Consider the following 14,522-nt stretch of genomic DNA (forward strand, 5'->3'; position numbering starts at 1 on the left):
CGGGATGCTACTATGATTTACAGCGAGAGAGAACAGAAGAAAACGCCAGGCTGATTAAGCCTGGCGGAAGGATTACTGCTTGTCGTCCTGCGGCATGTGGCGATAGATGTAGATGCCGCTCAGCAGGGTGAATATCAGCGTTAACGCGGTCAGACCAAAGACTTTGAAGTTGACCCAGATATTCTGCGGCAGCCAGAAGGCGATATAGATATTCGCCAGACCGCAGAGAATAAAGAACACCGCCCAGGCGATATTCAGGCGCGACCAGACGCTCTGAGGCAGGGCCAGCTCTTTACCCAGCATGCGCTGAATAAGCGGCTTTTTCATCACCCACTGGCTGAACAGCAGGGCACCGGCAAAGAGTACGTAGATCACGGTTACCTTCCACTTGATGAATTCATCGTTGTGGAAAAAGATGGTCAACCCGCCGAAAAAGGCCACCAGCACGAAGGTGATCAGGGCCATCTTTTCAACCTTACGGTAGCGCACCCAGCTGTAGATCAGCACTATCGCCGTAGCGACGATCAGGGCGGTGGTTGCCGCATAGATGTCATACAGCTTGTAGAAGGCAAAAAAGACGACCAGGGGTAAAAAATCAAGAAACTGCTTCATTCTTCGATTCCATCATCGGCGACAGCCTGTGCGGGATGCCCAGGCCATCAGAAAAATTACTGGCGAATTAACGTATACAGGCGGAACAAGTAGACGAGCAATACCGCTGAGATCAGGTTGCTCACCGTATTTGCCACGATGGCGCCAACGTTCGGGGTCAGTACGGCCAGGTTTGGCGCAAACAGCAGCAGCAAGGTTTTAGCCAGCAGCCAGCTCATTACCGCCGGAGCAACCAGACGCATATTAGACCATGCCAGCCGAATGCTGCTACGCATAGCGACAAAAATGCCCATTCTGTCCTGCACCACCATAATTGGCGCGAAGGCGAGCACAATGGCTAACAGCACCCCCGGCACCACAACAAGCATAATCCCTAATTGCACCAGCATGGTGGTTAAAAAGATCAGGATAAACAGTTTTGGCAGCAGCGGTGCGCTGGCACCAATCGCCCGCAGGGCGCTGACGCGATGTCCGGCCGAGACCAGCTGGATCATTAACAGCACGCCCCCCGCCAGAATGGCATTGCCAATCAAACCGGAAAACGTGGTGGCGGCAGAGGCGCGCAACAGGATCTGCTGCTGCTCTGGCGTCATATTTTGCACCATCTCAAACAGCCCGACGCTGCTGGCGATCTGATCGCCTTGACTCAGGCTGGCAATCTGCTCCTCACTCGGCGAAAAGGCATGACCAAGTACCACCGTGATTAATGCGCACAACAAGGCGATCAGTAAAAAGGTAATGAACTGATTGCGGAAGAAATTCCCCGTGTCACGGTAGACAGACTTCGCCGTGATAGACATGCACTCTCCTTGAGTATTGCAGGTATTGATTAGCGGGCAATTGTACCCTGGATAACTGCCCGGTGGCAGTATCAAGCCTTGTATGGAAAAGCATATCTTTGTAAAGCGCCCGTAATGCGTCGCTGTTATTTTGCGCGATAGCTATCGCGCTGCGTTTTGTTTGCCTGAAATGACAAAATTGATTCAGCACCAACTACCAATTTTTGCCAGAAGTTGAAAAAATTAATTTAGATCAATGAATGTTAAATCGCTGAATCTAATGTGATCCCGACGAGATCACTTAGTAATCATTTATGGGTATATTCCGTCCTTCAATAAAACCATAACGAGGGAATGGATATGAAAAAAACAGCGATGGCAGCACTGATTCTGAGCACGCTTTCCGGCGGCGCAATGGCCCACGAAGCAGGCGAGTTCTTTTTCCGTCTGGGAACCGCCACGGTACGGCCTACGGAAGGCTCGGACAACGTTCTGGGTCTGGGCGGTTTTAACGTCAGTAACAATACCCAGGCCGGGATGACCTTTACCTGGATGGCGACGGATAACGTCGGCGTTGAACTGCTGGCAGCCACGCCGTTTCGTCATAAGGTCGGTACGGGCCCAACCGGGGATATCGCCACGGTTCACCATCTGCCACCCACCCTGATGGCTCAGTGGTATTTCGGCGATGCGGGCAGCAAGGTTCGCCCCTATGTTGGCGCCGGGGTTAACTACACCACCTTCTTTGATGAGAAGTTTAACGACACTGGTAAAGCGGCGGGACTTTCCGATCTGAGCCTGAAAGATTCCTGGGGTGCGGCGGGGCAGGTAGGGCTGGATTACCTCATCAACCGCGACTGGCTGATTAACATGTCGGTCTGGTATATGGATATCGACACCGAGGTGCGCTTTAAGGCGGGGGATCAGCAGCAAAATATCAGCACTCGCCTGGATCCGTGGGTATTTATGTTCTCGGCGGGCTATCGCTTCTGATAGAAAGAAGGCCCCGAAGGGCCTTTTTTTATTTATTTACGACCCAGCAACAGGCCGAGGACAATACCTACCGCCCCTGCGGCAATAAGGCCGGTAAGAGGATTATTTTTCACCGCGTCAGTAACATCACTCACAACGTCACTGGCCTGAGCGGCATATTTACGCCCGGCACCTTTCAACTGGTGTTTTGGCGAATCAACAAACTCGCCAAACTGCTGCTGTGCAGCACCGGCAGCCTCATTCAGTTTGTTCTTGGCTTTTTCACCAGCATACTGTGCATCATTATCAAGATTTTGGTCTGACATAACGTTCTCCTTTTGTAGTCAATGTAAAGCATAGACTCCATTGGGATATCCTGAAGAAAATGGGATTAATACTTAAGAAAGAGGGGTGGCATGTCGCCACCCGGGCATTATTTCTGGATCAAATAACGGATGGTGGGACCATCCTGTTGAATATCCAGCACCGTATAACCGTGGTTTTTGGCATCCAGCGGAATGTTGTTAATGGATTGCGGACAGTCGCTTACCACCTCGAGGATCTCGCCTTTTTTCAGCTGCGGCATGGCTTCAAGGGTAGCAACGGCCGGGTAGGGGCAGGGCTCACCCACCATATCGAGGCGGTAGTCGGGAACGATCTCTTTCATGCGGCATCCTCACGTAATGCAGTTTTCATGGCAGCGCGACGAAAGAAGCGTTTCTCCTGCGCCAGAACCAGCAAAAAGGCGATCAACAGCATCAGGTAGGTCACCAGCAGCCCGCCCAACGGGCCAAAGGTGTCGAGCAGATTAACCTTGTCCCAGTGGGTTGCCAGCGCTGGGGCAAAATCATCCCACCAGTAGGCCAGCAGGGTGGAGCCAATCACATTACCCAGACCGACCCACCAGTAGTGAACCTGGCCTTCCACCGCGCGGTACATCCAGCCTGTCTCGCAGCCCCCCGCCAGCACGATGCCGAAGCCGAACAGCAGCCCGCCGATAATGGCATTTGGCCCGGCCCACATGATTTTTGGCGCCACGCCCAGCTGGACGTAGCTGAAAATGCCGATGGCGCTCACTGCCATCCCGGCGATAATCGCTTTGGCCATCATCGTGCGGCCGGTGATCCACATGTCGCGAAACGCCGAGGTAAAGCAGATCTGCGCCCGCTCAATCAGCAGACCAAAGCCAACGCCGAACAGCATCGCCAGCCCGAGTTTGGGCTGATTCAGGGCAGTGCAGAGCGCCCAGGCCAGCATGCCGAAGAAGACCAGCATCCCGAGACGAAAGCGACGACGCGCCTGATCCGGCTTCTGGGTCAGGGGCGAGGCGGCGCTGACCTTTTGTATTTTGACCGGAATACGGAACAGCGGCAGCAGCGTAAAGCGTGCGCCAAAGTACGAGCCCACGGCAGTGGCCAGGGCAAAGAACCAGGCATGGAGGGAGAACTGGGGAATTCCGGTGAAGAACGCGGCCAGGTTACAGCCCATCGCCAGACGCGCGCCAAACCCGGCGATGATACCGCCGGCTACCGCCTGGGCGATGCGGATCCGGCTCTGCGGCATGCGCAGTTTGACGTTGTTAGCCCACAGCGCGGCAGCGAAACAGCCGCCGAACATGCCGATGATCATCATCCCGTCGATACGGGTGAGCGGGGTGCCTTCAAGGTGGATCAGTTTAAAGTAGCCCCACTCTTCGGTGTGAACGCCTGCCAGCTGCAATAGCTGACCGCCCCAGCGGGTGAATTCGCCGGTAACCGCCCAGAAGGTGCCGGTGATGCCGAAGTAATAGGTGGAGAGGATGCCTGCTGCAATAACCGCAGGAACGGGGGACCAGAACTTAATTAAATAAGCCTGTTTAAAGTGTTGCCACGACATAGATAAGCCTCTGAACTCAGAAGGTTTAAGGGGAAAGAATAAAAGACGGGGGGATAATACGCCGGGAAATTCATTTGAACAGCGTTAAATGCATTAAAGCTCGAAGGGATCAATTTACGCAAGAAGCCGTCTGGCAAAACCAGACGGCGATGTCATTACTGCGGACGGGTCGCCGCTTTCATGGCGCTGACGAAGGTTTTCAGCTCGCTCAGCATCTGCTCAGGCCTGTCGACGTTGTTCTCGATAATTTTCACGATTGCCGAACCGGAAATCGCCCCGGCAGCCCCGGCTCCCAGCGCCGCAGAGACCTGCTCCGGGGCCGAAATACCAAAGCCCTGCAGCGGCGGTGCGGCATGGTACTCCGCCAGTTTCTCAACCAGATGGTGCAGCGGCAGGGCGGCTTTGTTCTCCGCACCCGTTACCCCAGCGCGGGACAGCAGGTAAGTATACCCGCGCCCGTGGGAGGCGATCTGGCGCAGCAGTTCGTCGTCGGCGTTTGGCGGACAGATAAAGATTGGCGCGACGTTGTAACGCATCGCCGCCTGGCGAAACGGGGCTGACTCTTCGACGGGCACATCGGCCACCAGCACGGAATCCACCCCCACGCGCGCGCACTCGGCGTAGAACTCGTCGATGCCGCGGTTGAAGACCAGGTTGGCATACATCAGCAGCCCGATGGGAATGGTCGGGTATTTCTGGCGAATCGTCGCCAGCATCTCAAAGCACTGGGTCGGGGTCACCCCTGCGGCGAACGCGCGCAGGGTGGCGGCCTGGATGGTCGGGCCGTCGGCCAGCGGGTCGGAGAAGGGAATGCCCAACTCCAGGGCATCGGCACCGGCTGCAATCAGGGTGTCGATAATTTTCAGCGACTGCTCAGGAGAGGGATCCCCCAGGGTGACGAAGGGAACAAAGGCGCCTTCCTTGCGGGCTTTCAGCTCAGCAAACACGTTATCGTAACGTTCCATCAGATTTCCCCTCGTGCTTTCAGAATATCGTGAACGGTGAAGATGTCTTTATCACCGCGACCGGAAAGGTTCACCACCAGCAGTTGCTCTTTTTCCGGGTTGTCTTTGATTATTTTCAGGGCATGGGCCAGCGCGTGGGAAGACTCCAGTGCCGGAATGATCCCCTCTTTACGGCACAGAGTTTTAAACGCTTCCAGCGCTTCGTCATCGGTAATCGACACGTACTCGGCGCGGCCGATGCTGTTCAGGTAGGCGTGCTGCGGCCCGACGGACGGGAAGTCCAACCCGGCAGAAATGGAGTAGGACTCCTCAATCTGCCCTTCGTCGGTCTGCATCATCGGCGCTTTCATGCCGAAGTAGATCCCCACGCGGCCATGCTTCAGCGGCGCGCCGTGCTCGCCGGTTTCAATCCCGTGACCGGCAGGTTCGACGCCAATCAGCCCTACGTTGGTGTCGTCGATGAAATCGGCAAACATACCGATAGCGTTAGAGCCACCGCCCACGCAGGCGATCACTGCATCCGGCAGACGCCCCTCTTTTTCGAGGATCTGCGCTTTGGTCTCTTCACCGATCATGCGCTGGAACTCACGCACGATGGTCGGGAACGGGTGCGGGCCCGCAGCGGTGCCCAGCATATAGTGGGCATTTTCATAGTTACCGGACCAGTCGCGCAGCGCCTCGTTGCAGGCATCTTTCAGGGTGGCGGAGCCGCTGTATACCGGAATCACTTCTGCGCCCATCAGACGCATACGGAAGACGTTCGGTGACTGACGCTCAACGTCTTTGGCCCCCATGTAGATACGGCATTTCAGGCCGAGCAGGGCGCTGGCCAACGCCGAAGCGACACCGTGCTGACCGGCACCGGTTTCGGCGATGATTTCGGTTTTGCCCATCCGTTTTGCCAGCAGTGCCTGACCCAGCACCTGGTTGGTCTTATGCGCGCCGCCGTGGAGCAGATCTTCACGCTTCAGATACAGCGTGGTGTTCGTGCCCTCGGTCAGGTTACGACATTTGGTCAGGGCCGTCGGACGACCGGCATAGTTTTTCAGCAGGTCGGTAAATTCAGCCTGGAAGAGCGGATCTTTTTGCGCGCTCACGAACGCCTCTTCCAGCTGGCGCAGGGCGGGCATCAGGATCTGCGGCACATACATGCCGCCGAATTCGCCAAAGTAAGGGTTTAATAATGTGGTCATCTTCTCTTCCTTAATATGCACGCAGCGTTTTAAACACCGAAGCCAGCTTGCCGGCATCTTTGATGCCCGGCTGCGACTCAACGCCTGAATTGAAATCGAGACCTGTGCAGCCTGACTTGGCGGCTTCAACGCAGTTGTCCGGGCTTAAGCCCCCGGCGAGCAGGACGTTATCCAGCTTCTCGCCGTTGAGCAGCGACCAGTCAAAACGCTGCCCGGTTCCGCCCTGGCCATTATCCAGCACGTATTTATCAACATGATTGAGCGTGCGCGGCGGCAGGGTCCCGGCCACGCTCAGCGCTTTCCAGATTTGCACCTGCGGGCTCAGGGCTTCACGCAGGGTATCGATATAGCTCTGGTCTTCGCTGCCATGCAGCTGCACGGCGGCGAGCGAAAGCGCCTCTGCCGTGGCAACCACTTTTTCGACGGCCGCATTGCGGAATACGCCCACGTACTGCAGTGGTGCGGCGGCAATCACTTCGCGCGCCTGGGTTTCGCTGACGTTGCGCGGGGAGGACTCAACAAAAATCAGCCCGCCGTAAATAGCACCCGCTTCATGAGCCGCCGCGGCATCCTGAGGACGCGTCAGGCCGCAGACCTTGTTCTCACCCAGCAGGACACGACGCACCGCCGCGCTGAGATCGGCCTGCTCCATCATCGCCGAACCAATCAGGAAACCGTTGGCGAAGTGACTCAGCTCGCGCACCTGGGCATAACTGTTAATGCCGGACTCGCTAATGACCGTCACGCCAGCGCCCAGACGCGGCGCCAGCTGGCGGGTGCGGTTGAGGTCGATAGAGAGATCGCGCAGGTCGCGGTTATTGATACCCACCACCTTCGCCTCCAGGGCGATGGCGCGCTCCAGCTCCTCTTCGTTGCTCACTTCGGTCAGCACGCCCATGTTCAGGCTGTGCGCCACCGCGGCAAGCTGGCGGTACTGCTCGTCGTCCAGCACGGAGAGCATCAGCAGGCAGGCGTCGGCCTGATAAAAGCGCGCCAGCCAGATTTGATACGGGTCGATAATAAAGTCTTTGCACAAAATCGGCTGCGGGGCGATCCCGCTGACGATAGGCAGAAAATCAAAGCTACCCTGGAAATATTTCTCATCGGTCAGCACCGAAATGGCCGAAGCGTGGTGCTTATAGATGGCGGCGATCTGAGCCGGGTCAAAATCATCGCGGATCACCCCTTTCGACGGGGAGGCCTTTTTGCACTCCAGGATAAACGCGGTGCGTGCGCCACGCAGGGCATCATAAAAACGACGGCTGCTCGGCACTACCTCATTCTGGAAACTGGCGAGCGGTTGCTGCGCTTTACGGGCTTCAACCCAGATGGCCTTATCGGCAACAATTTTCGCTAATACGGTCTGCATTATTTACCCTCTTGCCGCAAGTGCGGTCACTCGGTCGTAGGCTGAGCCAGAGCGCAACACGTCCATCACTTTTTGCGCGTTATTCTTGAGATCTTCTTCGCCGTGCAGACGCATCAGCATGGCGACGTTAGCGGCCACAGCGGCCTCATGCGCGGGCTCACCTTTACCTTGTAACAGGCGCGTCAGAATGTCACGGTTTTCTTCCGGGGTGCCGCCTGCCAGTTGCTCCTGGTGATACGGCGTTAAACCAAAGTCTGCGGCTTCAAGCTGATAGCTTTTGATTTCGCCGTTATTCAGCTCTGCCACCAGGGTTGGCGCATGCAGGGAGACTTCGTCCATCCCGCCGCTGTGTACCACCGCGGCGCGCTGATAACCGAGCACGCGCAGGGTTTCGGCAATGGGCAGCACCAGCTCCGGGCTGTAGACGCCAATCAGCGCCAGCGGCGGATGGGCCGGGTTGATCAGCGGCCCGAGCACGTTAAACAGGGTGCGGGTTTTCAGCTGCTGGCGCACCGGCATCGCGTGACGGAATCCGGTGTGATACTTCGGAGCGAACAGGAAGCAGACGCCCAGCTCGTCCAGCGCATCCCGGGATTTCTCGGCGTTCATATCCAGATTGATGCCGAAAGCGGCCAGCAGATCCGACGAGCCGGAACGGCTGGAGACGCTGCGGTTGCCGTGCTTCGCCACCTTCAACCCACAGGCTGCGGCCACAAAGGCGCTGGCGGTGGAGATATTGATACTGTTGCTGCCGTCGCCGCCGGTTCCGACGATATCCGCGAACAGATAGTCCGGGCGCGGGAACGGGGCGGCGTTTTCCAGCAGGGCGGTGGCCGCGCCAGCGATCTCCTGCGGCTGCTCACCGCGCACTTTCATGCTCACCAGCGCGGCGGCCAGCTGCTCGGGCTTCAGCTCGCCGCGTACCACGGCGGAGAAGAGCTGGTGGCTCTCCTGCTGGCTCAGGGTCTGCGCCTGATAGAGTTTTTCCAGAATCGGCTGCAGGCTGTTGGTCTGCTCCAGCTTCTGCAGCGCCCAGTTGAGGGTCTGCTCCAGCAGGCGCGCGCCCTGGGAAGTCAGGATGGATTCCGGGTGGAACTGCATGCCGCACACCCGGTCTGCATCGTGACGCACCGCCATCACCATCCCGTTGTAATGGGCGTTAATGGTCAGACCCGCCGGGATATTGCTGCCCACCAGCGAGTGATAGCGCGCTACCGGCAGCGGGTTCATCAGCCCGGCAAACATCGCCTGGCCGTCATGTTCAATGCTGGAGGCTTTGCCGTGCAGGATCTCACCCGCCTGGCCGACGTAACCGCCGTAGGCTTCGACAATCGCCTGGTGACCCAGACAGATGCCGATGATCGGCAGCTTGCCGCGCATGCGGGTCAGCAGCTCCGGCATACAGCCCGCTTCACTTGGCGCGCCCGGCCCCGGGGAGAGCATCAGCACCGGGTTTTGCATGGTGGCCAGACGGTCGATTAAGGTCTGAGCCGGAACATGGTTACGGTAAATCACCACGTTGTGACCGTTAGCACGCAGCTGATCTGCCAGGTTGTAGGTAAATGAGTCGATATTATCGAGCAGCAGAATGTCAGCCATCAGAAAATCTCCTGTGCGTGATGGGCGGTCGCAATCGCGCGCAGTACCGCGCGGGCCTTATTGCGGGTTTCGTCAGCTTCAGACTGCGGAACCGAGTCGAGCACGATGCCTGCGCCCGCCTGAACCGTAGCAATGCCTTCTTCAACGTAGGCGGAGCGGATCACGATGCAGGTGTCGAGATCGCCGTGGGCGGTGAAGTAACCCACCGCACCGCCGTAGCTGCCGCGACGGCGACCTTCGGCCTGAGCGATAAGCTGCATAGCGCGGACTTTCGGCGCGCCGCTCAGGGTGCCCATGTTCATGCAGGCCCGGTAGGCGTGCAGCACATCCAGATCCCGACGCAGCTCGCCCACCACGCGGGAGACCAGGTGCATCACGAAGGAGTAGCGGTCCACTTTGGTTAAATCGGCCACGTAGCGGCTGCCCGGGGTGCAGATGCGCGCCAGGTCGTTACGCGCCAGATCCACCAGCATCAGGTGCTCGGACATCTCTTTCTGGTCGGTGCGCATCTCCAGCTCAATGCGGCTGTCGAGATCGCGATCCAGGGAGCCGTCGGCGCGGCGACCGCGCGGGCGAGTGCCGGCAATCGGGTAGATTTCAATCTGACGGCTGGTGGCGTCGTATTTCAGGGAGCTCTCCGGCGAAGCGCCAAACAGCGTAAAATCGTTATCCTGCATAAAGAACATATACGGGCTGGGATTGCTCTTCTTCAGCACGTCGTAGGCCGCCAGCGGGGACGGGCAGGGCAGGGAGAAGCGACGGGATGGCACCACCTGGAAAATTTCCCCGGCGCGAATCGCTTTCTGCATCTGGCGAACCACCACGCCGAACTCATCGTCCGTCTGGCTGACGTCACAATGCATCTGCTCCACGCGCTGCACCGGCAATTCCGGTGGGGCTTCATTCATGTGCGCCAGCAGCTGGGCGATGCGCTGTTCCAGACGCTGTTTCTCAGCCAGTAACGGGGTAAACAGGCTGGCCTGAATGCGGGTGTATTTTTTCTGGTGGTCGATCACCAGTAAGGTTTCTGCCAGATAGAAGCAGTAGTCCGGGCAGCGGTTCCCCTGCTCCAGCTCCGGCAGCTCTTCAAAACCGGCCACCAGGTCATAGGCAAACAGCCCGCCGAAGAACATCGCTTCGCGCTCATGTTCCGGCACGTTCACCAGATTCTGCAGCAGGCGGAAGGCATCAAACACCGACAGAGAACAGAGGCGAGCATCTTCGTCCAGCAGTTGGCTGACCGGCGGGAAGTGCAGGATCCGCTGGTCCGGGCGATGTTCATTCTCAATGCCTGCCGGCAGAACGCCATCCAGCAAACAGAGCAGCGCTGCGCCGTTTTCGGAGAGGGCCTGCAGGGTGACGGTGTTGCCGAGGGCGGTGATACGCAGCGCGCTGTCGACCAGCAGAAGGCTTTTCAGGTCGTCCTTACTGTCGATGTCTGCCGACTCCAGCAGCAGCGTAGCAGGGCGTGCGCCGCAGACCTGATGGAACAGGGCGGTCGGGTTGTGGCGATACGCCGCCTCACGGGTCAGCAGTTCGAGGGTCGGTTTGGCTGTTTGCATTTTTTGTTCTCTTTATTCTGTTCATAAAAAAGCCCGCTCAGTGGCGGGCCAGGTATCTGTTTGCATGACGCAGACGTACGACACTGCCCGATAATCAGGAGGTGCGCCACCAGCTATGCAGGGTGAAATGTGCCGTCATTTTCAGATACCTCGTTGAGTGAACTTGCGTACTAGTTAACTAGTTCGATGGCCTAATGTCAACCCCCCGATTTCAGAATTTCATCACATACCGCTATTATGGCGGCGCAGATATTGAAGATGAGTGACGGGAGCCGCTTTGAGCGACACGAATTACGCAGTGATTTACGACTTACACAGCCATACTCAGGCCTCTGACGGCCTGCTTACGCCCGAAGAACTGGTCCACCGTGCCCATGAAATGCGCGTCGGTACGCTGGCGATCACCGATCACGATACCACCGAGGCTATTGCGGCCGCGCGGGCTGAGATTGCCCGCAGTGAATTGCCGCTTACACTCATAGCAGGCGTGGAAATTTCTACCGTCTGGGAAAATCATGAGATCCATATCGTCGGACTGAACATTGATATTGAGAACCCGGCCATGCGCGCGTTGCTGGATGAGCAGAAGGCGCGTCGCGTTTTGCGCGCAGAACTGATCGCCGAGCGGCTGGATAAAGCCCATATCCCCGGCGCCTGGGAAGGGGCGCTGCGTCTGGCCAAAGGCGGCGCGGTCACCCGGGCACACTTTGCCCGTTTTCTGGTTGAGGCCGGGAAGGCGAATAACATCGCGGATGTATTTAAAAAATATCTTGCACGGGGGAAAACCGGATACGTTCCTCCCCAGTGGTGTACAATAGAACAAGTTATTGATGTCATTCATCATTCTGGCGGTAAGGCGGTGCTGGCCCATCCCGGGCGGTACGACCTCTCCGCCAAATGGCTGAAACGTTTGCTGGCATACTTTGCCGAACACGGCGGGGACGCGATGGAAGTCGCGCAGTGTCAGCAGGCGCCCAACGAGCGCAGTCAACTGGCTGAATATGCCCGCCAGTACGGCCTCCTTGGCTCCCAGGGCTCTGATTTCCATCAGCCTTGCCCCTGGATCGAGCTGGGGCGCAAGCTCTGGTTACCTGCCGGCGTCGAGCCGGTGTGGCAACTCTGGGAGCAGCCAACGCCAATTGAAGAGAGGGAAGTATGAGTCAATTTTTCTATATCCATCCTGACAATCCGCAGCCGCGTTTGATTAATCAGGCTGTGGAGATCGTGCGTAAGGGCGGCGTTATCGTCTATCCCACCGATTCGGGTTACGCGCTGGGCTGTAAGATTGAAGACAAAGGCGCGATGGAGCGCATTTGCCGGATCCGTCACATCCCTAACGGGCATAACTTTACCCTGATGTGCCGCGATCTCTCTGAGTTATCAACCTACTCCTACGTGGATAACGTGGCGTTTCGGTTGATCAAAAATAACACGCCGGGGAACTACACCTTTATCCTCAAGGGGACAAAAGAGGTGCCGCGCCGCCTGCTGCAGGAAAAACGTAAAACGATCGGGATGCGCGTGCCGTCTAACCCGATTGCTCAGGCGCTGCTTGAGACGCACGGCGAGCCGATGCTCTCCACGTCACTGATGCTGCCAGGCAGCGACTTTACCGAATCCGACCCGGATGAGATTAAAGACCGTCTTGAGAAGCAGGTGGATTTGATTATTCACGGTGGCTATCTCGGCCAACAGCCGACCACGGTGATCGATTTAACGGAAGATGCGCCGGTGGTGCTGCGTGAAGGGGTGGGGGACGTAAAACCTTTCCTGTAACGTCCTCCAATACGGGGCCATCTATTTAGCATTATTTTCCACGCTATAATGGCCCTGATATTAATGCTCTGCTTATTTCCCTCGCGCGTTTAATATGATGGCTTAGCCACACGCATTGGTCATCATATTTATTGACCGGACGAGAATGGCGCGGATAATTTTTATGATCTGTATTTGTACATTCATATAATTACTATCTTACCTGGGGCTATATTTATCTATGCTATGACAATGAAGTTAATCAGAAAAATTAAGGAGAAAATAAAATGCCAATACCTCCTTATAATGCGGTTGAAAGACGATGAATCACCGGAACACGCCAGCACTCATCCATGATGATTGAAAAGGAAGTGGATAGCTCGACGCCCTACCTTTATAAAGCAGCCGCTACAGGCCAGACGCTGAAAAGTGCGGAAATTAAGTTTTATCACATCAACGATGCAGGACAAGAAGTCTGCTACTACAGGGTGTTGATGGAAAACGTGAAGATCACTGGCGTTAACTGCGCTGTGCCTAACGTTAAATTATCGGGTAACGATAAAATGAATCACGTAGAAAGCGTTAGCATTCAATACGAAAAAATCACCTGGTGCATCGTGGATGGCAACGTTCAGCACACCGATGCCTGGAACGATCGCCCTACGGCATAACGAAACATGCATGCCCCACGCGGTACGAGAGGGGCAATCCGCTGGGTTTGTTTCAGGTTATCAGCACCAGAACTCGGCTGCGCAAAACTTGTTGAATCATTTAGTCTAAAATTCGTGTAGTATGTGCGGCCATGAATCACTATGTGCGACACAATGTCTGCCATACTGTGTGCTATGAAAGAGTTATAGATCAGCGAGTTAAGCTTTGTTTTAGTTTAATTCGTTGTTTTCGAAAGTATACCAGACGCCTGTGAAGGCGACACCTGAAGGAAGCTCAATGAGCGAGAAGTTACAGAAAGTGCTGGCCCGCGCCGGCCACGGTTCACGCCGTGAAATCGAAACCATCATCGAAGCAGGTCGTGTCAGCGTGGACGGTAAAATCGCCACCCTGGGCGATCGTGTGGAGATCGTGCCAGGCCTGAAAATCCGCATCGACGGCCATCTGATCTCGGTGAAAGAGTCTGCCGAGCAAATTTGCCGCGTGCTGGCCTATTACAAGCCAGAAGGCGAGCTCTGCACCCGCAACGATCCGGAAGGCCGTCCGACCGTCTTCGACCGCCTGCCAAAACTGCGCGGTGCGCGCTGGATCGCTGTAGGTCGTCTGGACGTGAACACCTGCGGTCTGCTGCTGTTCACCACCGACGGTGAGCTGGCAAACCGTCTGATGCACCCAAGCCGTGAAGTCGAGCGTGAATACGCAGTTCGCGTGTTTGGTGAAGTTGACGAGAACAAGATCCGCGATCTGTCCCGCGGCGTGCAGCTCGAAGATGGCCCGGCCGCCTTCAAAACCATCAAATTTACCGGTGGGGAAGGCATTAACCAGTGGTACAACGTGACCCTGACCGAAGGCCGTAACCGCGAGGTGCGTCGTCTATGGGAAGCCGTTGGCGTGCAGGTTAGCCGTCTGATCCGCGTGCGTTACGGTGATATCCTGCTGCCGAAAGGGCTGCCGCGTGGCGGCTATACCGAGCTGGATTTAACCCAGACCAACTACCTGCGTGAGTTGGTGCAGCTCACGCCGGAAACCACCTCAAAAGTGGCGGTAGAGAAAGATCGTCGTCGCATGAAGGCGAACCAGATCCGCCGGGCGGTCAAACGTCACAGCCAGGTCAGCGGCAATAATCGCCGCTCTGGCAGCCGTAACAACAACGGCTAAAAAACAAAACCCGG

The 14,522-nt window shown here is 56.8% G+C and carries 14 protein-coding genes, 2 pseudogenes and 1 other annotated feature; of the genes and pseudogenes, 5 read left to right on the plus strand and 11 right to left on the minus strand.

Annotated elements, in window-relative coordinates; translation table 11 throughout:
- Positions 1-72: 72 nt before the first annotated feature.
- From V7Q49_RS03235 to V7Q49_RS03245, 3 genes and pseudogenes are all read right to left on the minus strand, one after another.
- Positions 73-612, minus strand: coding sequence for a septation protein A (locus V7Q49_RS03235; protein ID WP_333849295.1), 540 nt, complete (start codon positions 610-612; stop codon positions 73-75).
- A gap of 56 nt (positions 613-668) precedes the next feature.
- A complete protein-coding gene (locus V7Q49_RS03240) occupies positions 669-1,412 on the minus strand; it encodes a YciC family protein (RefSeq protein ID WP_333849296.1) in 744 nt (247 codons plus the stop codon).
- 28 nt (positions 1,413-1,440) lie between these two features.
- Positions 1,441-1,527 (minus strand): annotated as a pseudogene (locus tag V7Q49_RS03245) (YkgJ family cysteine cluster protein); the annotation flags it as partial.
- Positions 1,528-1,751: 224 nt separating this feature from the next.
- Here V7Q49_RS03245 and ompW point away from each other — a divergent pair.
- On the plus strand, positions 1,752-2,384 hold the full coding sequence (gene ompW, locus V7Q49_RS03250; protein ID WP_333849297.1) for an outer membrane protein OmpW: 633 nt from the start codon (positions 1,752-1,754) through the stop codon (positions 2,382-2,384).
- Between the two features lie 32 nt (positions 2,385-2,416).
- Here the strand turns inward: ompW and V7Q49_RS03255 are convergent, their stop codons facing one another.
- The 8 genes from V7Q49_RS03255 to V7Q49_RS03290 all read right to left on the minus strand — a co-directional run bounded on the left by V7Q49_RS03255 (position 2,417) and on the right by V7Q49_RS03290 (position 10,926).
- Entirely contained in the window at positions 2,417-2,689 is a 273-nt protein-coding gene (locus tag V7Q49_RS03255; protein ID WP_333849298.1) for a DUF883 family protein, read from the minus strand.
- Positions 2,690-2,796: 107 nt separating this feature from the next.
- Positions 2,797-3,030 (minus strand): sulfurtransferase-like selenium metabolism protein YedF, encoded by a 234-nt coding sequence (yedF, locus tag V7Q49_RS03260; protein ID WP_039030671.1) that lies wholly within the window; start codon positions 3,028-3,030, stop codon positions 2,797-2,799.
- Positions 3,027-4,238: a selenium metabolism membrane protein YedE/FdhT gene (gene yedE / locus V7Q49_RS03265; RefSeq protein ID WP_333849299.1), complete on the minus strand. Its 1,212-nt coding sequence runs from the start codon at positions 4,236-4,238 to the stop codon at positions 3,027-3,029. Before yedE ends, yedF begins: the two co-directional genes overlap by 4 nt.
- A 155-nt stretch (positions 4,239-4,393) precedes the next feature.
- Complete coding sequence (gene trpA, locus V7Q49_RS03270) at positions 4,394-5,203, minus strand: tryptophan synthase subunit alpha (protein WP_333849300.1); 810 nt, start codon at positions 5,201-5,203, stop codon at positions 4,394-4,396.
- The gene (gene trpB, locus V7Q49_RS03275; protein ID WP_333849301.1) at positions 5,203-6,396 is read right to left on the minus strand and encodes a tryptophan synthase subunit beta; all 1,194 of its coding nucleotides are present in this window, start codon (positions 6,394-6,396) and stop codon (positions 5,203-5,205) included. The genes trpA and trpB overlap by 1 nt, the downstream gene beginning before the upstream one ends.
- A gap of 10 nt (positions 6,397-6,406) precedes the next feature.
- Positions 6,407-7,765 carry a bifunctional indole-3-glycerol-phosphate synthase TrpC/phosphoribosylanthranilate isomerase TrpF gene (gene trpCF, locus V7Q49_RS03280; RefSeq protein ID WP_333849302.1) on the minus strand — a complete coding sequence of 453 codons (1,359 nt, stop codon included), beginning with the start codon at positions 7,763-7,765 and terminating at the stop codon, positions 6,407-6,409.
- A gap of 3 nt (positions 7,766-7,768) precedes the next feature.
- A complete protein-coding gene (trpD, locus tag V7Q49_RS03285; protein WP_333849303.1) occupies positions 7,769-9,364 on the minus strand; it encodes a bifunctional anthranilate synthase glutamate amidotransferase component TrpG/anthranilate phosphoribosyltransferase TrpD in 1,596 nt (531 codons plus the stop codon).
- Positions 9,364-10,926, minus strand: a complete 1,563-nt coding sequence (locus tag V7Q49_RS03290) for an anthranilate synthase component 1 (RefSeq protein WP_333849304.1) — start codon at positions 10,924-10,926, stop codon at positions 9,364-9,366. Before V7Q49_RS03290 ends, trpD begins: the two co-directional genes overlap by 1 nt.
- Before the next feature lie 23 nt (positions 10,927-10,949).
- Positions 10,950-11,044, minus strand: a sequence feature (Trp leader region).
- Positions 11,045-11,203: 159 nt separating this feature from the next.
- Here V7Q49_RS03290 and rnm point away from each other — a divergent pair.
- The 4 genes and pseudogenes from rnm to rluB all read left to right on the plus strand — a co-directional run bounded on the left by rnm (position 11,204) and on the right by rluB (position 14,508).
- The gene (gene rnm, locus V7Q49_RS03295) at positions 11,204-12,085 is read left to right on the plus strand and encodes an RNase RNM (protein WP_333849305.1); all 882 of its coding nucleotides are present in this window, start codon (positions 11,204-11,206) and stop codon (positions 12,083-12,085) included.
- Positions 12,082-12,702 (plus strand): L-threonylcarbamoyladenylate synthase, encoded by a 621-nt coding sequence (locus V7Q49_RS03300; protein ID WP_333849306.1) that lies wholly within the window; start codon positions 12,082-12,084, stop codon positions 12,700-12,702. Before rnm ends, V7Q49_RS03300 begins: the two co-directional genes overlap by 4 nt.
- A 305-nt stretch (positions 12,703-13,007) precedes the next feature.
- Positions 13,008-13,352: pseudogene (locus V7Q49_RS03305) on the plus strand (Hcp family type VI secretion system effector); the annotation flags it as partial.
- 277 nt (positions 13,353-13,629) lie between these two features.
- Positions 13,630-14,508 carry a 23S rRNA pseudouridine(2605) synthase RluB gene (gene rluB, locus V7Q49_RS03310; protein WP_333849307.1) on the plus strand — a complete coding sequence of 293 codons (879 nt, stop codon included), beginning with the start codon at positions 13,630-13,632 and terminating at the stop codon, positions 14,506-14,508.
- The last annotated feature ends 14 nt before the right edge of the window (positions 14,509-14,522 follow it).

It is taken from the genome of Leclercia sp. (genome assembly GCF_036780805.1).
Classification (GTDB): domain Bacteria; phylum Pseudomonadota; class Gammaproteobacteria; order Enterobacterales; family Enterobacteriaceae; genus Enterobacter.